This window comes from Olivibacter sitiensis DSM 17696 (assembly GCF_000427965.1).
Classification (GTDB): Bacteria; Bacteroidota; Bacteroidia; order Sphingobacteriales; family Sphingobacteriaceae; genus Olivibacter; species Olivibacter sitiensis.
On record NZ_ATZA01000010.1, the window covers coordinates 1 to 25,162 of the forward strand.

At 43.1% G+C, this 25,162-nt stretch carries 25 protein-coding genes; 19 read left to right on the plus strand and 6 right to left on the minus strand.

Annotated elements, in window-relative coordinates; translation table 11 throughout:
• The 16 genes from A37S_RS0107070 to A37S_RS0107145 form a co-directional block, all read left to right on the plus strand.
• On the plus strand, window positions 1-219 hold a 219-nt coding region (locus A37S_RS0107070; RefSeq protein WP_028296384.1), incomplete at its 5' end, for an IS3 family transposase.
• A 109-nt stretch (window positions 220-328) separates the two neighbouring features.
• Window positions 329-1,153, plus strand: coding sequence for an MBL fold metallo-hydrolase (locus tag A37S_RS0107075; RefSeq protein WP_028296385.1), 825 nt, complete (start codon window positions 329-331; stop codon window positions 1,151-1,153).
• Window positions 1,154-1,315: 162 nt separating this feature from the next.
• Complete coding sequence (locus A37S_RS0107080; RefSeq protein ID WP_245586336.1) at window positions 1,316-2,440, plus strand: ATP-binding protein; 1,125 nt, start codon at window positions 1,316-1,318, stop codon at window positions 2,438-2,440.
• A gap of 88 nt (window positions 2,441-2,528) precedes the next feature.
• Window positions 2,529-3,518: a potassium channel beta subunit family protein gene (locus A37S_RS0107085; protein ID WP_028296387.1), complete on the plus strand. Its 990-nt coding sequence runs from the start codon at window positions 2,529-2,531 to the stop codon at window positions 3,516-3,518.
• A gap of 99 nt (window positions 3,519-3,617) precedes the next feature.
• A complete protein-coding gene (locus A37S_RS0107090) occupies window positions 3,618-3,911 on the plus strand; it encodes a Bor family protein (RefSeq protein ID WP_028296388.1) in 294 nt (97 codons plus the stop codon).
• 426 nt (window positions 3,912-4,337) lie between these two features.
• On the plus strand, window positions 4,338-5,348 hold the full coding sequence (locus A37S_RS23860; protein WP_051292796.1) for a sensor histidine kinase: 1,011 nt from the start codon (window positions 4,338-4,340) through the stop codon (window positions 5,346-5,348).
• A gap of 190 nt (window positions 5,349-5,538) precedes the next feature.
• Window positions 5,539-6,030 (plus strand): VIT1/CCC1 transporter family protein, encoded by a 492-nt coding sequence (locus A37S_RS0107100; RefSeq protein ID WP_028296389.1) that lies wholly within the window; start codon window positions 5,539-5,541, stop codon window positions 6,028-6,030.
• A 163-nt stretch (window positions 6,031-6,193) separates the two neighbouring features.
• A complete protein-coding gene (locus tag A37S_RS0107105; RefSeq protein ID WP_028296390.1) occupies window positions 6,194-7,135 on the plus strand; it encodes a DnaJ C-terminal domain-containing protein in 942 nt (313 codons plus the stop codon).
• A 13-nt stretch (window positions 7,136-7,148) separates the two neighbouring features.
• Window positions 7,149-7,439, plus strand: a complete 291-nt coding sequence (locus tag A37S_RS0107110) for a chaperone modulator CbpM (RefSeq protein ID WP_028296391.1) — start codon at window positions 7,149-7,151, stop codon at window positions 7,437-7,439.
• 124 nt (window positions 7,440-7,563) lie between these two features.
• Complete coding sequence (locus A37S_RS0107115) at window positions 7,564-7,884, plus strand: seryl-tRNA synthetase (protein ID WP_028296392.1); 321 nt, start codon at window positions 7,564-7,566, stop codon at window positions 7,882-7,884.
• Between the two features lie 151 nt (window positions 7,885-8,035).
• The gene (locus A37S_RS0107120) at window positions 8,036-9,172 is read left to right on the plus strand and encodes a hybrid sensor histidine kinase/response regulator (protein WP_028296393.1); all 1,137 of its coding nucleotides are present in this window, start codon (window positions 8,036-8,038) and stop codon (window positions 9,170-9,172) included.
• A 5-nt stretch (window positions 9,173-9,177) separates the two neighbouring features.
• On the plus strand, window positions 9,178-13,254 hold the full coding sequence (locus tag A37S_RS0107125; RefSeq protein ID WP_036601672.1) for a response regulator: 4,077 nt from the start codon (window positions 9,178-9,180) through the stop codon (window positions 13,252-13,254).
• Window positions 13,255-13,265: 11 nt separating this feature from the next.
• Window positions 13,266-13,628 (plus strand): response regulator, encoded by a 363-nt coding sequence (locus A37S_RS0107130; protein WP_028296395.1) that lies wholly within the window; start codon window positions 13,266-13,268, stop codon window positions 13,626-13,628.
• Window positions 13,628-14,464 (plus strand): CheR family methyltransferase, encoded by an 837-nt coding sequence (locus A37S_RS0107135; protein WP_245586337.1) that lies wholly within the window; start codon window positions 13,628-13,630, stop codon window positions 14,462-14,464. Before A37S_RS0107130 ends, A37S_RS0107135 begins: the two co-directional genes overlap by 1 nt.
• A gap of 16 nt (window positions 14,465-14,480) precedes the next feature.
• The gene (locus A37S_RS0107140) at window positions 14,481-15,452 is read left to right on the plus strand and encodes a polyprenyl synthetase family protein (protein ID WP_028296397.1); all 972 of its coding nucleotides are present in this window, start codon (window positions 14,481-14,483) and stop codon (window positions 15,450-15,452) included.
• Between the two features lie 11 nt (window positions 15,453-15,463).
• Window positions 15,464-16,516 (plus strand): TerC family protein, encoded by a 1,053-nt coding sequence (locus tag A37S_RS0107145; protein WP_028296398.1) that lies wholly within the window; start codon window positions 15,464-15,466, stop codon window positions 16,514-16,516.
• Between the two features lie 23 nt (window positions 16,517-16,539).
• Here A37S_RS0107145 and A37S_RS0107150 read toward each other — a convergent pair whose 3' ends face one another.
• From A37S_RS0107150 to A37S_RS23865, 6 genes are all read right to left on the minus strand, one after another.
• Window positions 16,540-17,550 carry an inorganic phosphate transporter gene (locus A37S_RS0107150; protein ID WP_028296399.1) on the minus strand — a complete coding sequence of 337 codons (1,011 nt, stop codon included), beginning with the start codon at window positions 17,548-17,550 and terminating at the stop codon, window positions 16,540-16,542.
• 90 nt (window positions 17,551-17,640) lie between these two features.
• Entirely contained in the window at window positions 17,641-18,288 is a 648-nt protein-coding gene (locus A37S_RS0107155) for a DUF47 domain-containing protein (RefSeq protein WP_028296400.1), read from the minus strand.
• A gap of 79 nt (window positions 18,289-18,367) precedes the next feature.
• Window positions 18,368-19,405 (minus strand): sensor histidine kinase, encoded by a 1,038-nt coding sequence (locus tag A37S_RS0107160; RefSeq protein WP_028296401.1) that lies wholly within the window; start codon window positions 19,403-19,405, stop codon window positions 18,368-18,370.
• A 24-nt stretch (window positions 19,406-19,429) separates the two neighbouring features.
• The gene (locus tag A37S_RS0107165; protein ID WP_028296402.1) at window positions 19,430-20,092 is read right to left on the minus strand and encodes a phosphatidylserine decarboxylase family protein; all 663 of its coding nucleotides are present in this window, start codon (window positions 20,090-20,092) and stop codon (window positions 19,430-19,432) included.
• A 62-nt stretch (window positions 20,093-20,154) separates the two neighbouring features.
• Window positions 20,155-20,700, minus strand: a complete 546-nt coding sequence (gene hpt / locus A37S_RS0107170) for a hypoxanthine phosphoribosyltransferase (protein WP_028296403.1) — start codon at window positions 20,698-20,700, stop codon at window positions 20,155-20,157.
• Window positions 20,681-22,750 carry a biosynthetic peptidoglycan transglycosylase gene (locus A37S_RS23865; protein ID WP_036601678.1) on the minus strand — a complete coding sequence of 690 codons (2,070 nt, stop codon included), beginning with the start codon at window positions 22,748-22,750 and terminating at the stop codon, window positions 20,681-20,683. Before A37S_RS23865 ends, hpt begins: the two co-directional genes overlap by 20 nt.
• 217 nt (window positions 22,751-22,967) lie before the next feature.
• Here A37S_RS23865 and A37S_RS0107180 point away from each other — a divergent pair, with 217 nt between their 5' ends.
• From A37S_RS0107180 to A37S_RS0107190, 3 genes are all read left to right on the plus strand, one after another.
• The gene (locus A37S_RS0107180) at window positions 22,968-24,044 is read left to right on the plus strand and encodes an Mrp/NBP35 family ATP-binding protein (protein ID WP_028296404.1); all 1,077 of its coding nucleotides are present in this window, start codon (window positions 22,968-22,970) and stop codon (window positions 24,042-24,044) included.
• Window positions 24,045-24,104: 60 nt separating this feature from the next.
• On the plus strand, window positions 24,105-24,389 hold the full coding sequence (locus A37S_RS0107185) for a NifU family protein (protein WP_028296405.1): 285 nt from the start codon (window positions 24,105-24,107) through the stop codon (window positions 24,387-24,389).
• 86 nt (window positions 24,390-24,475) lie between these two features.
• Complete coding sequence (locus A37S_RS0107190; RefSeq protein ID WP_028296406.1) at window positions 24,476-25,129, plus strand: peptidase associated/transthyretin-like domain-containing protein; 654 nt, start codon at window positions 24,476-24,478, stop codon at window positions 25,127-25,129.
• Window positions 25,130-25,162: the final 33 nt, after the last annotated feature.

Genomic DNA, 25,162 nt, shown 5'->3' on the forward strand with positions numbered 1-25,162 from the left:
AGGAAAGGGAATTGCTGGGACAACGCTCCGATGGAAAGCTTTTTCAAATCGATGAAATCCGAATGGATATACCATCATGAATATATTGACAGGCCACAGGCCTCGGTAGCAGTATTCGAATATATTGAAAGCTGGTATAACAGGAAAAGGCTCCATTCAGCCCTCGGGTATTTAACACCTGCACAATATGAAAAATTGCTGTTGGATCGGGCCGCTTAGGATTATAGTGTTAGGAAAAATCAACCTAACCTAAATACTGAAAAATGTCTCCACTTTTTTGTTGTAATTCCAGTTTCAGTTTTCTCTTTTAACTTACTACATTTGCTCCATGTCACTATCCTTTGCATCCATCAATTCGGGCAGTAATGGCAATTGTTATTACGTAGGCAATGAGCATGAGGCTGTTTTGGTCGATGCTGGTATCTCCTGCCGCGAGATTGAGAAGCGCATGAGGCGTATGGGACTGGACATGCACAAAGTGAAGGCCATCTTCATTTCCCACGAGCATACCGACCACATACGCGGCCTTTGTACTTTGACCAATAAATATCAGCTGCCGGTGTATATCACCGATGGCACCTTGAATGCCTGTAGGCTGGCTATTCCCAGCAGATTGCTCCACTCGCTCAGTCGTTACCCAGTTGTGCAAATTGGCAATTTGACGGTGCAAGCCTTCCAAAAATACCACGATGCGGCGGACCCCTACAGCTTTACGGTAGAGCAAAACGACTTCACCGTAGGGGTCTTTACGGATTTGGGTCGCGTTTGCGACAACCTGATCGCGTATTTTGGCCGCTGCCATGCCGCTTTCCTGGAAGCCAACTACGATGAGGATATGCTGATCAATGGACGCTATCCTTATTTCTTGAAACACCGCATCCGTGGCGGCCATGGGCACCTCTCCAATGCGCAGGCTTTGGATCTTTTCCTCCAACATCGTTCCCCCCGATTGAGCCACCTTCTGCTTTCGCACCTTTCCAAGGACAATAACGATCCGCAGCTTGTGCTCGACCTGTTCGCCCCACATCGAGGGAGTACCCAAGTGTCCGTAGCTTCGCGTTATGAAGAAAGTGCTGTGTTTTCGCTTGGTGAGGTAGAGAAGCCCGTCGTACAGATGGCTTTGTTTCCTGACCTAACTTCTAGAGTGGGCTAATTCCCTCTTCTTGTAAATTGGAATTTTTTGTAAATTGCGTCACTATACTGACCTAATTTATACAAACTGCGTCACTTAGCTGACCTAATTTATGTAAATTGCGCCACTTTATATGGTTTTAATTCGTAGATAATGGCTATTCCGAGGTTAATTGAAAGGACAATGTTGTCTAAAATAGGGCTGCAAAAAGTATTGATGCTTTACGGTACGCGTAGGACAGGGAAGACCACCATAATTGAAAACATTGCTGCAGCGTATGGCGAAGACGCCTTGCTATTGCAGGGTGAAGATATGCAAGTTGCTTCTTTGTTGCAAAACAGAAGCATAGCGAACTATCGGCGATTGGTTGGGCAAAGAAAAGTGGTCATCATTGACGAAGCACAGGCTATCCCTGAAATAGGCAAGGCATTAAAGCTGATGGTTGACCAGATAAAGGGTATAACCATCATTGCTACGGGTAGCAGTAGTTTTGATCTGGTGAATCACACTGGAGAACCGTTGGTCGGTCGAAATCTAGTGTATTTTCTATATCCAATAGCTCAGGTGGAGCTCTCTAAAGTAGAGGACTATTTGTCCACCAGGGGAAATCTGGAAGAGCGGCTCGTATATGGAAGCTACCCAGAGCTTTGGCAGCTAACAAGCAATGAGGACAAAGAAACCTATTTACGACAGTTGGTCAATTCTTATTTGCTCAAGGATTTGCTGGTATTGGATATGGTGAAAGGGGCAGACGTGCTTTATAAATTACTGCAATTGCTAGCTTGGCAGGTAGGGAGTCAGGTAAGTACAACCGAACTGGGCAATCAGTTACAGATCAACAAAATTACCGTGGAGCGATATCTCGATCTGCTCGGCAAAGCATTTATCATTTATCCCCTCACAGGCTATAGCAACAACCTCCGCAAGGAAGTGACCAAGAGCAAAAAGTGGTATTTTTACGACAACGGCATACGAAATACGTTGATCAACAATTTTAGTGCACTTGGGTCTAGGAATGATGTGGGGCAATTGTGGGAACAATACGTATTAAGCGAACGCATAAAATACAACAGTTATAGAGGCTATGCTCCTCAGTATTTCTTTTGGCGCACTTACGACGGGCAAGAGATCGATCTTTTGGAACTATACAATGGTCAATTGCAGGCCTTGGAATGCAAATGGAATTTGAATAAAGGCAAGGTGCCTGTGGCCTTTGCCAAGGCCTATCCTAATGCAAGTTTTGAGCTGGTGCACCGAGATAATTACTTGGATTGGATTGATGGAGTAATAGGAGAGGCAAACCAATAACATTTGGAGGTCATGTTATACGTTTGTGGTTGCCTTAGCTTTTTACCCTGATTATATTTGAGCCTACACTTTATAAAAACACAGGAATATGGAATATAGAAGAATGGGCAAAACGGGCTTGCAGTTGAGCACCTTGTCATTTGGATCTTGGGTCACTTTTGCCAAGCAGATAGACGATGGCATCAGCGACAGGCTAATGGGCATAGCCTACGATGCGGGCGTGAACTTTTTCGACAATGCCGAAGTATATTCCGGAGGCGAATCGGAAAAAATGATGGGGAGGGTGCTCAAAAATAAAAATTGGGAACGTTCGTCCTATGTCGTTTCCAGTAAGGTATTCTTTGGATGGAAAGGAGCAGATAAGAAACCCAATCAGCACGGCCTGAGCCGCAAGCATATCATGGAGGCCTGCCATGAAGCCTTGGATCGATTGCAGGTAGAGTACTTGGATCTGTACTATTGCCACCGTCCAGACAAAAATACGCCCATCGAAGAGGTAGTACGTACCATGAACACCTTGATACAGCAGGGAAAGATATTTTACTGGGGCACCAGTGAATGGAGTGCGGCCGAGATCGTGGAAGCACATGCGGTAGCCGCTCGCTTGGGATTGGAGCCGCCGGCCGTGGAACAGCCGGAATACAACCTGTTCACCCGTCAGAAGATGGAGGTCGATTATTTGCCCATATTCCGCGACTTGGGAATGGGAACGACAATTTGGAGCCCATTGGCCTCTGGCCTACTCACCGGAAAATATAACGATGGTATTCCCGAAGGGTCAAGGCTCGCCTTGGAAGGTTATGAATGGTTGAAAGATAAAAGCTATACGCAACAAAAACTGGAAGCGGTACGCAAACTGGGACATCTGGCCGCAGAACTGGACACAAGTACGACCATCCTATCCTTGGCATGGACGGTAAGCAATCCCAACGTGACTACGGCTATCTTGGGCGCTACCAAAGAAAGTCAGCTGGAGGAAAACCTCAAGGCATTGGATGTACTGCCCAAATTGACACCGGATCTGTTGGCACAAATAGACGACATCATGGGTACAAAACCTTTGCTACCAGAATACTAGAGCGGCATATACCAGTTTTCAGGTATTTTTTGCCAAGTCGCTTGTTCTTTTCATGTTTTGCTATATATTTGGGTTGCTTTAATATCTAAACTGTTTAAAATGAGAAGAAAACTATTCAACCTAGCGCTGGCAGGATGCTTGTCTATGCTAATGACCTCATGTTATACCTACACTTATACGGTAGGTAGCGGCCCGAAATCTGGCCAGGAAGTAAAGGCAAAGAACCATTATTTGATTTATGGTTTGGCGCCTCTCAAAACGACCAGTCCAGTTGTGCTTGCTGGAGACTCAAAAGATTACGAAGTCACGCTGCAGCACACCTTTGTAGATGGATTGATCAATGCCATTACTTTTGGTATATATAATCCTACTACCACCACGGTAAAGAAATAGTTTCCTTAATCAAGGTGGGGTTTTCTCCTCGCCTTGATTGTAACAAGGCTAATTCGTTCGTTTCCCGGATAAGACCGACTTTTGTTTTGGAATTCAGATCTCTTAGGGTGGTTTCGTAATAGACTAATTTCCCTTTTCCAAAATATGATTTCATGACCAAATAGTTGAAAATTTGCATTCCCTCGATCATAGGTTTTGCCAAGGGCAATATTTATCTGCGCTTTTGAAGTTGTTTTGCGAAAGCATAGATGAAGTTGCCCAACGGTGAAAATAGAGCGCTGTTCAACGCGTGCATAATAATGATGAATGCTTCGTTGTCACGAAGAAGTGGAAGAAGATCCTCTTGGTGTAACTTTTTATCCCAACCACCCCAGATTTTATCCCAAACAAGGCAGAGTATGTCTTTTGGTTGCTTAGTTTTACGCCATGAAAATCAAAGTGGTTTTTATACATGTCGTTGGCTGGCTTCTATTCTTGATTTATTCCTACACCTATTGGTTGGGGAAAGATGCGAGTAGAATCCAGTTTTGGGTAAGTATCTCCATGGATATCTGTCGTATCCTGCAGTTCTATTTTTGTTACCTACTCGTATATCCGCTTTTTATAAAGACCAGTAAACTGTGGCACCTCTCGTTGGGCATAGTAGGGGCTTTCTTTCTGTTCATCGGTCTACGTGCGGGCATAGAGGAAGTGATTTATCCCGTGACATTGGGTTTTCATAACTATTTCAAAGGTACTACGGTAGGTTATTATATTGTAGATAACATATACTATGCCGTTCCCTATATCGTGTTGTCTGCTGCGGTATTCTTCACGCAAAGGGCATTTGCCGAGATAAAGCGCAATAAGCTACTGCAGCAAGAAGCCACCAAGGCCGAGCTGGCCTTCCTGCGTTCGCAGATCAACCCCCATTTTTTGTACAATGCGCTCAATTATATGTACTCACTGGCCATTCCCGTTTCGGATGAGTTGGCAAAGGCCATCGTGAAGCTGTCGGACATTATGCGCTACACCTTTTCGGAGACCAAGGACGGCAGGGTGGAGCTCGTAAAGGAAGTGGAGTATGCCCAAGCTTATGTAGAGTTGCTTCGCATGCGCTTTGCACCGCAGTTTTTCGTGCAGTGGGAATTGGGTCCCCTGCCCGAAGAGGTGAAAATCGCACCCTTATTGCTCATACCTTTTGTTGAAAATGCGTTGAAGCATGGGGTCATCAACGATCCGCAACGGCCTGTTAAGATCAAGTTGATTTATGTAAATGGCAAGTTGACACTGACGGTCAACAATAAGATAGGCCAGCAGCAAAAAGACAGGTCCAGTGGCGTGGGGCTCGTCAACGTGCGGAGACGTTTGGAACTGATATATCCCGACAAGCATGAATTGTTGATTTCCAACAATGGAAGGAGCTATCGGGTCACATTGGTAATAGAACTAGAATGAGATGATACGCTGTCTGTTGGCAAATAAATACTTGCCCATAGGGGAGAGCTATAGGCAGGGATTCTATGAGCATATAAAGAAAACGTAATTATTTATGATATAATGATTTATACCAAATCTAAATTCGTTTTTGATTCCACTAACACGTTCCTTTTTGTTAATATTGGATCACACTTGTACAAGCAATAGTATGGAAAACGAAAAGGAAGAAAAAACCTTTGTGGTACAGAAGGTACAACCGGCATTATTGGGTTTAATGGATGGCTCTGTGTCTACATTGGCACCTATCTTTGCAGCGGCGGGACTTACCGCAAGGCCCATTCAGGCGTTTTATGTGGGCTTGGCTGCTTCGCTTGGGGCGGGCATCAGTATGGGCCTGGCCGAGGCACTGACGGATGATGGCACGATAACGGGTCGTGGAGGACCTTGGTCAAGAGGTTTCATTACGGGCTTGGGCACTGCCGTTGGTGGCATGTTGCACACCTTGCCCTTTCTTATCCCAAACATCCGCGTGGCACTCAATATTGCCTATTTGGTCGTAGGCATTGAATTGTTGCTCATCAGCTATATTCGGTACCGTTACATGAAGGCACCTTTGGGCAAAACCGTTGTACAGATTATCGTAGGTGGCGCTATCGTCTTTTTCCTGGGCATCTATCTGGGAAATATGGGTGCGAACTGACATAATTTCATGCTTTTCAATGCCTTGTGGTATTTTCGTGACACTGGCATATTTATTGAATCCCGACAAGCAGAACTTTCTGCACGATGGTTTGTTTAACGATTGCCGCCTGCGTAATCCTAGCGACAAAGCTCGTTCAGGGAGCGATATCAATAAAGCGCATATGGAATATATAGATTATTATAAAATATTAGGAATTGATAAGAATGCGAGTGGCGACGAAGTAAAAAAAGCCTATCGTAAACTAGCCCGAAAATACCATCCCGATCTCAATCCCGACGATAAGGAGGCACATAGCAAGTTTCAGCAGATTAACGAAGCCAACGAGGTGCTGAGCGACCCAGAAAAGCGTAAAAAGTACGACCAATATGGTAAGGACTGGCAACACGCGGAAGCCTACGAACAGGCACGGAAGGCACAGGAAGCTGGCGGAGGCCAATACGCCGGGGGTAACCCTTTTGGTGGTGCGGGCGGTCCATTCGAGGGCTATTCTACAGGAGGTAGTGGCAACTTTGATGCTGGTGATTTCTCCGAGTTCTTCTCGTCTATGTTTGGCGGCGCCGCAGGGGGAAGGCGTGGTAGGACCGCATCCTTCAAAGGACAGGACTATCGGGCAGAACTGCACCTGAGTCTGCACGATGCCGCTGAAACGCACAAGCAGACCCTTACCGTCAACGGGAAGAACCTGCGGATTACCATTCCGGCAGGGGTGGCCAATGGTCAAGAAATACGGTTGAAAGGACAAGGTGGCCCCGGGGCAAACAATGGCCCGGCAGGCGATTTGTACATTACCTTTGTCATAGCCGAAGATCCCATTTTCAAACGCTTGAACAATGATCTTTACGTGCAACAGGACATTGACCTCTATACTGCCGTGTTGGGCGGAGAGGTAATGATAGATACTCTCTCAGGCAAGGTGAAACTGAAAGTAAAGCCCGAAACGCAGAACGGCACCAAGGTCAGGTTGAAAGGCAAGGGATTTCCTGTGTACAAAAAAGATGGGGAATATGGCGATCTGTTCGTGACCTATAACGTGAAGATCCCTACAGGGCTGACCGAAGAACAGAAAGAACTATTCAGAAAATTGGCTGGTAGAACAGCTTAAATGATACGAAAATATGGCTACGGAACTGATTTTGCTACGTGAATACTGTACGCGTTGTGAGGTAGATCCCACATTTGTACAGGTACTGGAAGACGAAGATATGATAGAGGTAACCCTGATAAGTGGGGAGCGCTATATTAGCGAAGATCAATTAGATATGCTATCGCGTTTCGTGAATTGGCATTACGACCTGGATATTAATGTGGAAGGCATTGATGCCATGAGGCACCTCATGGAGAAAATGCAGCGCATGCAAGAGCGCATATATGAACTGGAAGCCAAGTTGCAGATCGGGCGGTTTTGATAATAGAGAAAGAAGAAGATTGTGTTTTTTCTACAGGAGATACAAAACAATTTGTGCCCCATTGATATTAGTATCTATTGAGTAATATTAATGTTATTGGGTATAAACAATTAAGAAAGAAAGCATGAGAGCAAAAATTTATTCATTGCTGGTTATTGTGATGTTGGCATTCACATTTAGCAGCCCCGTATCGGCAAAAGATGATCCAAACAAGAAAATGGAAATGACCGAAGCAGAGGTCGAGGCGAAGTTGTCCGAAATGCGCGTACGAGTGGCAGAGATCAAGTCGATAGACAAGTCTACCCTCACTAAGGAAGAGCGCAAGGCATTGAAAAAGGAACTTAAGGAGATGAATAAGAAGGCAAGAGCAATGGGTTCTGGAGGCGTTTACCTTTCTGTTGGTGCTATCATCATCATTATATTGGTGCTTATACTTATTCTTTAGGCGTCAATAGTTAAATAGCAATGGAGGCGAGTGATTTCTAATCGTTCGCCTCTTTTGATTTTCATGTATCCTTGATATTATCAGATTCGTAATAAAGAGATATAAATTAGTTATAATTGTGTTTTGATGCTAAAAACTGCCTAATTATAGAATGATACTTATAGTTGACGACAAAAAGGAAAACCTGTATTCCCTACAGAAGTTTTTGGAAATGAACAATTTCAAGGTAGATACGGCCTCTTCCGGAGAGGAAGCACTAAAGAAAGTGTTGAAGCAGTCGTACGCCCTTATCATACTTGATGTTCAGATGCCGGGAATGGATGGTTTTGAAGTGGCGCAGCTCATGTCTGGCTATAGCAAGGCGGTGGATACGCCATTGATATTTCTTTCTGCTGTTAACATCAGCAAGGAATTCATTGCAAAGGGGTACCTGAATGGGGGCTTTGACTATATCACCAAACCCTTCGATCCAGATATACTCTTGCTGAAGATAAAGACGCTCTATCGCCTTTCCAAGCAAACGAAAGCCATGCATGACATGCAGGAAGAGCTGAAAAAGGAGATTATCTATAGAAAAGAATTGGAATCGAAGAAAGACGAGTTCATTAGTATTGCTAGCCATGAATTGAAAACACCGTTAACCAGCGTTAAAGGATATATACAGCTGCTGGAGCGCCTGCCCGATGTGAAAGGCAACGAGCGCATGAAGAATTTCATTGCCAAGGCCAATCATCAAATTGCTAAACTGGGCGATTTGATAAACGACCTGTTAGATGTGTCCAATATAGAAAGCGGGAAAATGAAGTTCAATTTCAAGCAGTTCGACATCGGTGCGATGGTAAATAATACGATAGAAAATATTGGTCAGATTTATCCCGATTATACTATAATAAAAAGAGGAGATATCCACGAGCATATATGGGGAGATGAAATGAGACTGGAGCAGGTATTGATAAATTATCTTACCAACGCCGTGAAATATTCGCCTAATAAGAAAGAGATTGAGGTGGAAATAAAGGCGACGGAAGATGTGATGGTAGAGATAAGTGTGCGTGATTTTGGCATCGGTATCCCCGCTAATAAAATTCCCATGCTGTTCGAGAAATTTTATCGCGTAGAACAAGAAGGGTATAGCTTCCAAGGCATTGGCATGGGCCTTTATATCTGTGCCCAGATAGTAAAGCGACACGACGGTGAATTTGGAGTAGATAGCACGCTTGATGAAGGATCGACTTTCTATTTCAGAATACCTATGATTGATAAACCAACGACTGAGTTGCCCAAATAGAGATAATGACTAAGAGTAAATTCAACCTTATTCCCCTGAACTATAAGCTGGCTCTTATAGCTATAGTACCCGTTATTGTATTGATTTTTTTCTTCTACAAGGTAGAAAAGGAACAAGATCTAAAAATTAATGCGGCGGAAAGCTATGACCAAAAGCTTCGATTTTCCAATGCTATCAATACCCTGAAGTATGAGGTGCTTATGGAACGGCGCTATAGCTTGGGTAAGCTTTTTGATAAGAACGGTACCAATAAGTTAATAGAGCAAAGGGTGGTTACAGATCGTGCTATACAGGATTTGGACGAATTCATAAGTTTGGAAGAAGTGGATACTGCTTATCGGGAATACATTTTTTTGGACTCATTGCCCTATTGGAGAGAGGAGATTGATAATGATCATTTGTCCTTTGGCGATATATTCAGCAATTATCAGAAAATAAACGATCGCCTCGATTTCTTTTCCAATGCTAGCTATTTGCTGTCTGATAAGCGATTGGATGATATGATGCGCTTGAGTCACTTACTTTCCTATGCCGCTGGCTACATAACCACCCTGCGCCTCAATGTCTATTTCCATTTGATTTCCCCTACTGAAAGTCCGATTTCGATGACAGATTACAACATGAACTATGATTTGTTGCAATCTTACGTTAAGGAGATGTCCGATATTACAAAGCACAATACGTTTCAAAAGTATGATGCTAAGATGTTGTCTGACAGAAATGTAGCAGGCACTTTGGCGCAGTTGAAGGATATTTATCAAAAGCAGGAAGTTGGCGCCGAATATAATGCAGAAAGATGGTGGAATAGCTCGGCAGCGGCTGTAGATGCCTTGAAAGGAGTACAGGACGATTTGGTAGATGAAGTGTCCAAAGGCATTGAGCAGTTAAAGTCAAATGAGCTGAGAAGCGTGTACAACAATAGGCTCCTGTTGATAGCCTGTTTGATTGCCGTGGTCGTCATGTTGTTTTATATTTTGCGCAATATAGCGGATCATTTGTTCAAACTGCAAACAGTCGCTTCTAAAATAGCTCTTGGGCATACCGATGTAGAGTTCCCCAACTTTGCCAAGGATTACATCGGTAAGCTGGCCATTGCCATGCAAAAAATTGATGAACGCAACAAGGAAATGGCTCACGCTGCCAGCGCATTGGGTGAGAATAACTACGGCGTACCCATCATCGCCAAAGGCGAGCACGACGTTTTGGGAACGGCTATGCAACAGATGAAGCAGTCGTTGTATGAGCATTATCTAAATGACCAAAAAGCGATTTGGCTATATAATGGTAAGGAGAATATCAATAAAGTTCTCATCGTATCGCGCACCTTGGAAGAATTTAGTACAAATGTATTGGAAGCCATAGCGGGCTATCTGGATGCCAGCGTAGGGGCGTTTTATGTATTGGATGGGGAGGAGATTACGGTCATGGCTAACCTGGGAATGAAGACTCCTCAAAGAAACCTGATGGATTTTGATCGGGGTGATTCATTGATAGGCAAGGCTTATATCAGCAAAAAAACGAGCCTATACGAAAACCATTCAGTGGTCCAAGAAGAGGGCGTATCCATAGAAGCGGGCACTTCTTATGTGCAGGCAAGGTGGATAATGGTCATTCCTATTGTGCACGAAAGGAAAGTGTTGGCAATTATAGAGCTCGCCTCAGTGATGCCAGCACAAAAATATGCCAAAGAGTTTGTGGAACAAATACATAGCAATATCGCTTCGGCTTTAATAGAAATAAAAATACAGATGCGTCTGAAAGAGCTGTTGGAAGAAACACAGGCGCAAACTGAGGAATTGCAGGCGCAGCACGCGGAGCTGGAAAGCCTCAATGTAGAACTAGAGGCGCAAACAAACAAATTACAAGCTTCTGAAGAGGAACTGAGAGTCCAGCAAGCCGAGCTAATGGAAAACAATCGTCAGCTAGAGTTTCATTCACGCTCGTTGGAGGAAAAAAACCAGATTATCATCGAGCGCAATATGGATATCAGGCAAAAAGCCGAGGCCCTTGAACTCAGTACGAGGTACAAATCGGAGTTTTTGGCCAATATGTCTCACGAATTGCGTACTCCCTTGAATAGTATTTTACTTTTGAGTAGGTTATTGTCCGAAAATCATGAGGGCACCTTAGGTGCAGAACAGGTTGAATATGCCAATGTGATAATGAATTCGGGAAATAGTCTCTTATCTCTTATTGATGAAATTCTGGATCTATCCAAGATAGAGTCTGGAAAGATGACGGTAGAGCGAGAGCACGTGGAACTAGAAGTGCTACTTTCGGATATGAAAGCCCTATTTATGCCCATAGCAGCGGAGAAAGGAATTGAACTGATTTTTTCCGTCGATGAAAACACACCTCAAACCATTCATACCGATAACCTTAGGCTGCAGCAGATATTGCGCAACCTAATTTCCAATGCCATTAAATTTACAGCGCGGGGAAATGTGACAGTAACGGTCGAGCCTCATCCCGATGAAAAAGGAAATATCAATTTCCGGGTGCTAGATACCGGTATTGGCATTCCATTGGAGAAGCAGCAATTGGTTTTTGATGCCTTCCAACAGGCGGATGGATCTACGAGAAGAAAATACGGCGGCACGGGCCTTGGCCTATCTATCAGCAGAGAATTGGCTAAGTTGTTAGGAGGGCATCTTTACGTGAACAGCGAAGTGACGGATGGTGCTGAGTTTGTACTGACCATGCCTGTACAAAACGACGGGGATAGTGAACAGCAGCCAAGTATAGGAGAGCTACTGAATGAAGATAATGTACAGGCCTTGCCTGAACAACCCCCCCTTGCATTCAAAGATGAGGGAAAAGCTAAAAAAGCAGCGGAGAAATCAAAAGTGAGGACGGTAAAGAATATTCCAGCGGAGTTGGACGATGACAGAAACGAAATAGGTGCCAACGATAAAGTAATTTTAATAATTGAAGATGATACCAATTTTGCCAAGGTGTTGATGGATTATTCGCGTAAAAACGGCTATAAAGTACTTTCTACCGTAAGAGGCGACATAGGGGTGGAATTGACTCGGCAATACCTGCCCCTGGCAGTTTTGCTGGACATAGAGCTGCCTGTAAAGAATGGTTGGCAAGTGATGGAAGAAATCAAAAGTGATCCGCACACTAGGCATATCCCTGTCCATATCATGTCCTCACATGAGGCTAAGCGCGAAAGTATCAGTCAGGGAGCTATAGATTTTATCCGTAAGCCCATGGCCCTGGATCAGATAGCTGACGTGTTTAGGAAAATAGAGGAAGCATTGAAAGCGGGTCCAAGAAAAGTACTTATATTGGAAGAAAACTTGAAACATGCCCAAGCCTTATCCAACTACCTACAAAATTACGGGGTGAAAGCTGAAATAGGGGAAACCGTACAATCCAGTATAGACTCTCTGAAAAGCCATGAGATAGATTGTGTTATACTCGATATGGGAATACCGGACGCTTCGGCTTACAAGACGCTAGAAACGATTAAGGCCGATGCACAAATGGAGAATTTACCTGTCATTATCTTCACTGGAAAGAATATATCACAAAGTGAGGAGAAGAAAATCAAACAATATGCAGATTCTATAGTCATCAAAACGGCTCATTCTTACGAACGTATCTTGGACGAGGTAGGACTTTTTTTACATTTGATAGAGAATAACAGGGAAAATATTAACCTGGAAGGACGGAACAGATTGTTGTTGGATAATGCCTTGAAGGGGAAAACGGTGCTAATAGCCGATGATGACATAAGAAATGTCTTTTCGCTCACAAAAGTACTGGAGGGATATAAAATGATAGTGTTGGTAGCCAATGATGGTAAGGAGGCGATAGAAATATTAAATGCCAATGGCAAGGATATAGATGTTGTACTGATGGATATGATGATGCCCGAAATGGATGGCTATGAAACCATTAGCCTGATAAGGAAAGATGCGAGGTTTACTAAGTTGCCTATTCTATCTGTTACAGCAAAGGCCATGACGGGTGATAGGGAACGATGCATCGCCGTAGGCGCTTCAGATTATATCTCTAAGCCGGTAGATACGGATCAGTTGGTCTCTTTGCTAAGAGTGTGGTTGTATAATTAAAAAGGAGCAATATGTCAAAAATATTGATCGTAGACGATGAAGTACACAATATATTTGCATTGAAGGCTGTATTGAAGTCGCGTGGATATACAATAGAAACTGCCAACAGTGTTCAGGAGATGTTCGGTAAGTTGGCTCAAGGAATAAATGTGGCACTTATATTGATGGACATGATGATGCCAGAAATAGATGGGTATGAGGCTACCCAGCAGCTCAAGCAAGATGAACGCTATAGGCATATTCCCGTGATAGCGGTAACCGCTCAAGCGATGAGCCATGACAGGGATAGGTGCTTGTCGGTAGGCGCATCAGAATATATCAGCAAACCTATTGATGTAGATAAGTTATTGATAGCTATAAAAACTTGTAAATAATGGAACGCGAGATAGTGGGTGGACTTATGGTGGGGGACGATCAGATTGAATTGCTATTGGATGATCTGTTTGAAATACATGGATATGACTTTCACGACTACAGTCGCGCTTCGTTTAAGAGGCAGATTAACAGGTTGTTCCAAAAGGGTAAGTTCCCAAGCTTTGCGGAGTTTCGTTTCCGGTTGCGTACGGATAAAAGTTTTATTTCTTATTTTTTGGAGAAAGTTACGGTCAATGTGACCGAGATGTTTCGTGATCCCTCTTTTTTCAAGATGCTTAGGGAGTCGGTTCTGCCTACACTGAATACCTATCCGTTCATAAGGATTTGGGTGGCCGGTTGTGCCACTGGAGAAGAAGCCTATTCTTTGGCCATATTGCTCAAAGAGCTTAAAATGTTGCATAAAAGCCTTATATATGCTACAGATCTCAATCCGGTGGCACTAGAGTCGGCCAAACTAGGGCATATTCCATTGAAATACATGAAGCAATATAGCGAAAATTACATTGCAGCGGGAGGTACTGATGATTTTTCATCATACTATACAGCGAGTTACTATTACGTGCAGATAAACAAAGACCTATTAAAAAATATGGTGTTTAGCTTGCACAATCTGGTCTCTGATCATTCGTTCAATGAGTTTCAACTCATCCTATGCCGTAATGTTTTTATATATTTCAACTCCACTCTACAAGATAGAGTCCTGAACTTATTTGACAATAGCCTAGCCAATTTGGGCTATCTCGCGCTGGGAAGTAAGGAAACGCTTCAACTGTCTTCTATTTCCAAAAAATACAGGGCCATTTCTACTAATGCTAAAATTTGGAGGAAACATTAGTATTTTTGTCCCGCACATGTCAACACTAGATAGTATAAAAAAACCCATAGCGACAGAGCTAGATCTTTTCGAAAAAAGATTCCGAGCATCCATGAAGAGCAATGTTCCATTGCTGGATCGCATCACCTATTACATTGTAAAACGAAAGGGTAAACAAATGAGGCCCATGTTCGTTTTTTTCTCTGCAGGGATGTGCGGAGGCATTACTGATGCTACGCACAGGGGAGCGGCTTTGGTGGAACTTGTGCATACGGCTACTTTGGTACATGACGATGTAGTAGACAATTCTTATCAGCGGAGAGGTTTTTTCTCTGTCAATGCGCTTTGGAAAAATAAGGTAGCCGTATTGGTTGGCGATTTTCTGCTCAGCAAGGGGATGACACTGTCTGTGGAAAATCAGGATTTCGAATTTTTACGTATCCTAAATTCTGCAGTGACCGATATGAGTGAAGGGGAGTTGCTACAGATGGAAAAGGCGAGGCGGCTGGATATCGATGAACAGGTTTATTTTGATGTTATCCGTAAGAAGACAGCGTCACTTATCGCTTCGTGCTGCGCTAGTGGCGCAGCCTCTGCTGGAGCGGAACCCGACGTGGTGAAGACCATGCATCAGTTGGGCGAAAAGATCGGTTTGGCATTCCAGATCAAGGATGACCTGTTTGATTTCGGTACAGATGATATAGGTAAGCCAAAAGGTATTGACATCAAGGAGAAAAAAATGACGCTTCCGTTGATTTATGCGCTCAACCAAGCAGATAGAGCTACAAAAAGGCATGTCATCCAATTGGTGAAAACGCATAACAACGATAACAAGAAAATACAGGAGGTGATAGATTTCGTTCGAGATAATGGCGGACTGGATTATGCCAATCGCATGATGATTAAATACCAGGAAGAGGCCTTTGCTATATTGGGTAATTTTCCAGAGAGCGTTTATAGGACTGGTCTAGAACAGTTAATACGTTTTACGACAGAAAGAAACAAATAAAAAGATTAAAGATGTCCAACGAAATACTTTTTTTCGCGAGCTTTTTGCTTTTCATTGCAGCCATGTTGGCCATAGACTTAGGTGTTTTTAATAAGAAAGACCATGTGGTATCTTTGAAAGAAGCAGGGATAATGAGTGCCGTTTGGGTGCTTTTTGCATTAGGTTTTTTTGTGATCCTTAGATATTACGGCGATCGACTGCACGATATCAATGATTTTGCTCGATTGGCGGAGGTCACAAAGAGCCATATGCACCAGATTAAGCTAGATGCATCGGATTTTGCTGGAAGCCTGCAGATATATAAACATAATCTCTCCGTAGAATTTATCACGGGATATGTAGTAGAATATGCGCTCTCCGTAGACAATATCTTTGTGATGGTGCTTATTTTTAGCTCATTTGGTGTACCTCCTCAGTACTATCATCGCGTGCTAGTTTGGGGTATATTGGGCGCCATAGTAATGCGCTTTATATTTATATTTCTTGGTGCCGCGTTAATTGCTCGTTTTGATTGGATTCTATACGTTTTTGGGGTGTTCTTGATATATACAGGTATCAATATGTTCATCAATAGAAACAAGGAAGAAGAAATAGACCCCAAAGAACATAAGGTCGTGAAATTTGCATCTAGGTATTTTTCGGTATACCCGGATTTTGTGGGCCATAATTTTACGCATAAGGAAAATGGGAAAAAATACATTACGCCCTTGCTTTTAGTGCTCTTGGTCATCGAATTTACCGATTTGATCTTTGCAGTAGATTCCATACCGGCGATCTTTGCCGTCACGAAGGATCCCTATATTGTGTTCTTTTCCAATATTTTTGCTATTCTTGGCCTTCGGTCCATGTTCTTCCTATTGGTTGGTATCATTGATAAATTTCATTATCTTAAGGTTGGATTGGCCTTTCTGTTGGTCTTTATCGGAGGCAAGATGCTTGTCCACCATTGGCTGGAGTCTGTTGGCTTTAGCACGGCACATTCCTTATATATCATTGTTGGAATATTGGCGGTCAGCGTAATTGCATCCTTGCTCTTTCCCAAAAAGGATGAGGTAACGGCTTAGTTTGCGAAATTTTTTGTTGATTATCAGTTGAGGAAAAGATGCATGATGCCATAGACCAATCCAGCCAAAGTAGCCGAAACGGGTATGGTGAGTACCCAAGCCCACAGCAGGCTGATGGTAACGCCCCACCTTACGGCAGAGACCCTTTTTACTACGCCTACGCCAATAATGGCACCAGTAATGGTATGTGTAGTAGAGACAGGTATGCCGTAATGTTCTGTAATGCCTAACGTAATGGCCCCTGCCGTTTCCGCTCCGACACCTTCCAACGGAGTTACTTTTGTGATCTTGGATCCCATCGTTTTGACAATCTTCCATCCGCCGCTCATCGTGCCCAATGAGATAGCACTATAACAGGTAAGTGGTATCCATTCAGGCATATGGTCTGTATTGGGCAGATATCCTCCAGCTACCATTGCCACTACGATGATCCCCATTACTTTTTGGGCATCGTTGCCCCCATGCGCAAAACTAAGCGCAGCAGAAGAAACCAATTGCAGCCTTTTGAACCAGCGTTCGGCAGTTGCGGGGCGCGCATTTTTTGCCAAGTGTAGAATGATGAGGGTAATGATAATCGAAATAGTCATGCCAATGACGGGAGCTAGGACGATAAAGGATACAATCCTGAGGGTTGGCCCAAGGTTGATGGCACCAATGGCAGACTCGCCAAGTAAGAGGGCGTGTGCCATCCCAGCACCTGCAAATCCACCAATAAGCGTATGTGAAGAACTGGAGGGAATACCATAGTACCACGTGAACAGGTTCCAGCCAATTGCGGCAAGTAAGCCTGCAAAAATGACCTCTAGTGTTATGTATTGTTCCAAGACGGTCTTGGCAATGGTGTTGGCAACATTGTGTTCCGTGAAATAGAAGTAAGCTGCAAAATTGAACAACGCGGCCCACAACACGGCCTGAAATGGGGAAAGTACTTTGGTAGATACTATAGTAGCGATAGAGTTGGCAGCATCGTGGAATCCATTGATATAATCAAATGCGATGGCCAAAATTACGACCACTATCAATAATGGCATCATATGCTAGAGAGTAATAAGTAAAAAATCAAAAGTAAAAAAGCCTGACGCCCAATAGCGAAAACTATAAAGCGGCAGAACAATAAATTTTATCTAAGCGTTTTTCACCAAGATGCTTTCAAGCACATTGGCTACATCTTCGCACTTATCAGTTGCTGTTTCCAAAGTTCCCAAAACTTCCTTATGCTTGATAAGCGCAATGGCATCCGTCTCAAACTCAAACAAGTCGGCAACGGCCTTATTGTATACGATATCCGCTTTGTTTTCCACGCTGTTGATACGTACGCAGGCATCTGCTATAGCGCGCACGTTTTTGAGGTTGCGCAACTCCTGTATCCCTTTGTTTAAGGCTTCCACTGCTTCTACAATAAGTAAGGCAAGTTCCTTAATGACTGGGGTCATCTCCGTTACATGATAGAGATCCATGCGATTGGCCGAATCATAGATAAAATCGGCTACATCGTCCAATGAACTGGCTAAGGTATGTATATCTTCACGGTCAAAAGGAGTGATGAAGTTTCTGCCCAGTTCTAGGTGAATCTGATGCGTGATATCATCTCCTTTATGTTCCAGGTCTCTTACCCTTTTATAGGCTTCTTTTCTTTTGGAGGGATCCTCAATGTTGACGGCTTCATTAAGCGCATTGGCAATATCTATGAGATTAAGACTTGCTTGCTCAAAAAGAGGGAAGAATTTCTTATCCTTTGGGACAAAATACTGAAAGATGCTGTTCAGTGACATATGTTGGAAATTATGGGACAAAGGTAATACCCTAATGTTAAGTTAATGTTAACTTTCCTGCAAAGCTATAAGATTAAAGTCAAAATTTGGGCTTTGCTTTCTGTATAGTGAAAGCAAATGTAGAGCCAATTCCTTCGGTGCTTCTGACCGAAATGGTCTGTTGGTGAGCTTCGAGGATATGCTTAACGATAGCTAAGCCTAAGCCCGACCCTCCTACTTGGCGAGACCTGCTCTTTTCGGTACGGAAAAAACGCTCGAATAGGCGCGGTAAGTACCGTTCTTCGATACCCATGCCGTCATCCGTTACTTCAATCAATATCTGGTCAAAAAGTTCATAGGTTTTTATGTGCGTATATCCATCTTCTTTGCCGTATTTGATGGAATTGGAAACTAGATTGATCAGAACCTGCCTCATCTTTTCCCTGTCTGCATAAACCCAGGTGGGGCCGTGGTACTTTTCCTTGAATACAAGATGGATATGGTATTTTTTGGCTTTTAGATCTAAAGATTCCAGTACCTCCTTGATAAGAGAAGCGATATCAAATCGGGTATAGTTCATTCTTATCTCCCTGTTTTCCAGCTTAGAAATCTCGTTCAGATCGTTTATTAGGTAATTGAGGCGGTCTACGTTTTGGGAAGCCTTGTCCAAGAATTTCTGAGCGGTTTGGACGTCTTCTTCTATTAAGCCATCCTTCAAAGCTTCCAGATAACCCTGTACTGCAAATAGTGGAGTCTTAAATTCGTGTGAAATATTTGAAAGGAACTCACGACGAAATTGTTCTTGATTCTTTAGTGTATCTATCTCCGCCTTTTTCTCAATGGCCCATTCGCGTACTTCTTTCTGCAAATCGTTAATAGGGTCGTCAGAACGATGCTCGCCTATGACATTCTTCAGGTCTTTCCCCAATTTGAGGTTATGAATGAATTTGTATATGAGCAGGATGCGGCGATGCACGTATTTTTCTATCATATAATAGAAAACAAGAAAGCTCAAGGCAAATGCAATAGCAAAAGTGTACAATGCCTCTTCTAAATTGCGTTGGAAATAAAAATGCATGCAAGCCAAGCTCATGGAGACCACAAGAGCATTGATGAAAACTAACAGGCGAAATTGCATGATCTGTTTCTGTCCTTTGTTATGTTAAATATTTAGTTGGGCGATAGTGCTTACTCCGCCCGTCACTTTGTCTCCAAGCTTAACTTGAATTTCCGTACCAAGTGGAAGGAAGACGTCTACGCGCGAGCCAAATTTTATAAAACCGAATTCCTCCCCTTGTTTCACTTCCTTGCCCTCCTCTACATACCAAACGATCCGCCTGGCAAGGGCTCCCGCTATCTGTCTGAAAAGAATGGGTATGCCCCTTTCATTTTCTACGACGATAGTTGTGCGTTCATTCAATGTAGATGATTTTGGATTCCATGCCATTAGGTATTTGCCCGGATGGTATTTGAAAAAGCGAACCACGCCCTTTATCGGACTTCGGTTGCTATGCACATTTATGGGAGACATGAAAATGGATATTTGAATCCGCTTGTCATGAAAGTATTCTGTTTCCTCTGTTTCTTCTATAACCACCACCTTTCCGTCTGCTGGACTTACGATGGCCAAATCATCGGCTGTCAATTTGCGAATAGGACTCCTAAAAAACTGTACTATAGTTATAAAAAGCAGGAAGGATAAGATATAAACGGCCCATATCAAATAGCTGTTTTCAGAAAAATAAAAATGAATCAACGCATTGGCGACAAATATGAACAATACGCAAATGGCTAAAGTGCTATACCCTTCCTTGTGAAACTTCATGACCTATATTTTGCAGCAAAGATAGTCAATCGTAAGGTTATTGTTCAGTGTGGCCGGATATTTTAAGGGATCTCTCTTTTCAATCGGTAGATGTCTTTTAAATTTCGTCCTAAGCCATTGTAGTCCAGGCCATACCCAACCACAAATTCATTCTCAATCTCGAAGCCTACGTAAGCGATCTCGTCAAAATCGTGCTGTAATGCAGCAGGTTTTAGCAACAAGGTACAAACGGCCACGCTGGCAGGTTTTTCTTTCTTAACAAGCTCTATTACCTGTTTCAGCGTATTGCCGCTCTCCACAATGTCTTCCAAGATAATAACCTCCCTGTCCTGAAGGCTCATGTTTAGGCCTATCAGGTTCTTTATTTGCTCACTCTGCCGCTCACCTTGGTAGGACGCAAGCTTCACAAAAGATATTTCGCAGCCTATTTCGATTTCTTTCAACAAATCGGCTGCAAACATAAAAGAACCATTCAATACACTGATAAAAACAGGTAAACGCTTTTCGTAGGCGACGTTAATTTGAATCCCGATGAGTCGAATATTCTTTTCGATTTGGTCGTATTCAAGCAACAACTCAAATTCTTTCTTATCTATCTGTATCGTCATCTTCGTTTTTCTCTTTTTTGCCTCCGCCAAATATACGTTGGAATAGGTTTCTTTTTTCTTCAACTTCTTCGTCTATATAAATGGAGTCGATAGCCAATGAGTCTGTTTCTAAATAGGCAGGTTTGGCAGGGCGCAACGGTTCGCGGAGACTTACATTATACATCCCATAAGTATTGGTGCTGTCATAAGGAGCCAATCCTCTACGTGCCATAATACCCCCAATCAACCGATAATACGCTCCCATGTAAGGTTTTAGCTCTCCGGTATATTGGAAAGGATATAGGCCAGTTTTCGGTTTGGGCACAATACTGGTCAGGTAAATACTTTCGCCCAAATTGAGCTCAGAAGCGCTTTTTCCAAAATAATACCTAGAAGCTTCCCCTATTCCATATACGTTTCTACCCCATTCTATGATGTTTAGGTAGACTTCAAACATACGTTCCTTGCTGGATACCCTGTTGTTTTCTATAAGCCATACCATCAATATTTCCTCTATTTTCCTAGCCAAGGTTTTTTCACGACCGAGGTAAACGTTTTTTACCAATTGCATGGATATTGTACTCCCTCCTCTTTTAAACGACTTCACCTTGATGTTCGTGGCGATGGAATTTCGAATAGCTTCGTTTACGAAGCCTTTGTGGCTAAAGAAAGAAGGGTCTTCTGCTGTAAGTATAGCGTTTTTTAAGTAGGGAGAAATCTGATCAATAGGGGTGAAGTTGGGGTTTTCCGTGCTCACTAGGATATTTCGCATAGGTTTTCCGTACTCATATGGCGTATATACGAAAGGAGCGTTTATCTTGGATAAATTTGTCTTGCCCCAAGAGTTGATCTTGAAATCTTTTTTGTCCAAGGAAGAATATAGCTTGACACTATCGGGCATATTCATGTCTATCGCAAAGTCAAGAGTATATTTGAGCTTGCCTGCCACGCGTATACCTTCCAGGTTGTCAAAAAGGCCGTGAGGGAGTGCGTCAAAAAAATCCTGGGCGGATTGTTCCGGCATTCTTAACCCCAGCTGGACCTTCTTGCTGCTGTCAAGTGTTAATTTCGCATATGGATGCGCCATCATGTTCTTTAGGTGAAATGTTGACTTGTCTTTCAGCTCTATATAGTTTTTGCCTATGGATAAAATTGCCTCGATGTGTGCGTTGTCTACGGTAACGGGCTCTTCATTAATGCGCCAGTGGTGTATAGAAAGATTGCTGACGCCGCCACCACCGACAATTTCCAGGTTATCACCTTGCCTAAAAGATACCTGATCCAAGTTGGCAGACAGTGTGTCGAAGCGTAGGGTAAGACCATATTTTTTCTTTATAACAGGCAGTTCTATAGGCTGATTTTCTGCAAATAGCTTGATGTTGAAGTGCTTGTTCCCAGGGTCAACCTTGCCTGTTAAGTGCCATAGTGCTTCTTTCGCGTTTAGCCAGATAGTGCTTTGCAAATTCCCATTTCTTATCGTTGCCTCTGGGACGGTGAGCCGTTGGTTAAGGCTGTCATCGCGGTAGGACCAAATAAGGTTGCTCAGCTCCATATTGTCGGGTATCTTGTAAAGCACACTGTTTATAATGCCGTCGGCAAGCTGGGCAAGGTTGGTGGATGTGTTTTTGTCTATGAGATCTTTTTCTTTGTCCTGTTTGCGGAACAGAAAGTCATAGTTGCTAGTGGTGTCTCTTTTCACAAACTGTAGATGAATATCCGCTGTTTGTACTTCCGAGACCTGTATCTCTCCTTTTAGTAGAGGCCAAAACTTCACGCTTACCGCCAAAGTATTCATGGTCAAAAGGGTGTCGCGTTGTTGAGGAACCAAGGAGATGTTTGATAAATAGACGGTTTTGAAACCAGAAAAACCATATTTGCCTGTCTGAAAATCTATTTCATAATCTTCAAGCAATTTGGCTTTTGTCTTAGCGATGGCATGCTTAAGCAAATCGTCTCTTTTTTTGTAAATAACGAATAGCGCAATGAGCGCCACTAAAAAAAATGCACCAATGATATAGGCAGCCACTTTCAGGTGCCTATGTTGCAACTTGATTTTTTTTATATCAAACATGTGTATTGCAGAATAGGAGACAATGTCTCTGGCACATAAGCAAGATTTGAGCCAAATATTGCGTTCTGTTGCCTTTGTTGACCATACTTGCGCCCATCCATTTGTTGATTTTATGTAGAATAAGCGGCAAAGATCATTATTATGGCGTAAGGATCAAATTAATAGCCGATGATTTAGTAAATTTGTATTCTTCAAAAAAAGACGGAATTTAAAGGATATGATTACGAGAGAACAGGTGCTAGTGGCGTTGAGCAATGTGGAAGATCCGGATTTCAAGAAAGATCTGGTCACCTTAAACATGATTAGGGATATAGAAATTACGCCAAATCGCTTGCGGTTCAGTGTCGTGTTGACAACTCCAGCTTGCCCTATGAAAGATCATATTGAACATGCTTGTAGAAATGCCATTAGCTATTTTGTAGACAAAGATATTGAAGTAGATATCCATATGACTTCGAAAGTGACCGCTTTGCCGGAGCAGGCGCAACTGGCGGACATAAAGAATATCATCCTGGTAGCTTCAGGAAAAGGAGGAGTGGGTAAGTCTACCGTAGCTGCCAACCTGGCACTTTCACTGGCGGAAAAGGGCGCAAAGGTGGGCTTGCTGGACGCAGATATATATGGGCCATCACAACCGCTGATGTTTGGCGTAGAAGGTGCCAGGCCACAAGCCTCGCAAACACCAGACGGGAAAACACGTATTCAGCCTATTGAACGATTTGGTATTAAACTGCTCTCAATAGGTTTCTTTACAGATCCTAGGCAGCCTGTGCCATGGCGGGGCCCAATGGTAAGCGCTGCGATCAAGCAGCTTTTTAGCGATGCGGATTGGGGAGAGCTGGACTATCTGGTAGTGGACCTCCCTCCAGGCACTGGCGATATCCATATAACAGTGGCGCAAAACTATCCCATCACTGGTGCTGTGATTGTGACTACGCCGCAGCAAGTGGCCTTGGCCGATGCAATCAAGGGGATGGGCATGTTTATGATGAATAACATTGATATTCCCATACTTGGCATAGTGGAAAACATGGCCTATTTCACTCCTGCAGAATTGCCCGAAAGCAAATATTATATCTTCGGAAAAGACGGAGGGAAGCGCTTGGCAAAGGATTTTGACCTTCCCTTTCTCGGAGAAGTGCCTCTAGTGAAAAGCATGAGCGATGCAGGGGATAATGGGTTCCCTATTGTATTGGATGAAGATTCTCCAATTGCTGGGGTATTTGCAACCATTGCTGAACGTATGGCGCAACAGGTCTCGCTGCTGCATGTAAGGGAAAAGGAGAACGTTTGATTTGTGCTGCATTTATTTTGATAAAAAATAAGTATCTTTACAGTTTAAAATAACCAGATTATGGGAGCGAGTTTAAAAGAAAAAGTGGAGCAGGCATTGGATACGATGAGGCCGTATTTGGAAGCAGACGGAGGGAACGTGTCAATCGAGGAGATTACTCCAGATAATGTAGTGAAGCTTCGTCTGTTGGGTTCTTGTGCTTCCTGCTCAATGAGCATTATGACTTTCAAGGCGGGGTTGGAGCAGGCAATAAAAAAGGCTGTTCCAGAAATTAGCAGCGTGGAGGCGATCAATATTACAGATATAAAAGATGCGAATGCTATTAGCCCCAATGCTTTGGGCTAGAAAATTTAAGATTGAGCTATGTGCGTAGGGCAATTAACATATTTTAACGAAATTAAGCCCTTGATATTTTATAGCTTTACAACTTGATGATGAGATATTTTTCGTTTCTGATATTTGTGATGTTTTTTGCTGGTATAACAGAAGTTTCATCCCAGCAATTATCTAAAGAGAAGAAGTTGGTACAATTTAGTGGCATGATACGCAATGCTACAACAGGAGAGGTAGTGCCTTACGTGACCTTAGTAAACCTTTCGCATCTTGAGGAAATCCATAACGCAAACCATCAAGGGTTCTTCTCTTTTGCGGCCAATGTAGGCGACACTATTCGTTTGAGTGCCGTGGGCTATGAAAGAGTCGTTTTTGTGGTGCCACAGGCCGACGGGTTCAATGTGACCACCAAAATAGAGATGTCTCCACATATCGTAGACTTGCCCGTGGTGGACATTTATCCATGGGCCAGCGTTGAAGAATTTACGTATGATTTTATGAATTTGCAAATCGCTGACGACGATTATCTTATTGCTCAGCGTAATCTCAGTTATGAAAGCATAATGGCTCTAAAGGAAAACACGCCTATGGATGCTACAGAGATGCAAAACTGGAGTTATAATGCAAGACATCATAATATGTCTATCAAGAACATTAACCAGCGCATGGCCAACCCCTTACTCAACCCTTTTGCCTGGGGGTCTTTGATTCAACAAATAAGCAAAGGAAAGGCTAGCAGCCAGAAAAAATAAAACCCGACTCCCCGTTTATTAATAGCGTAAGCC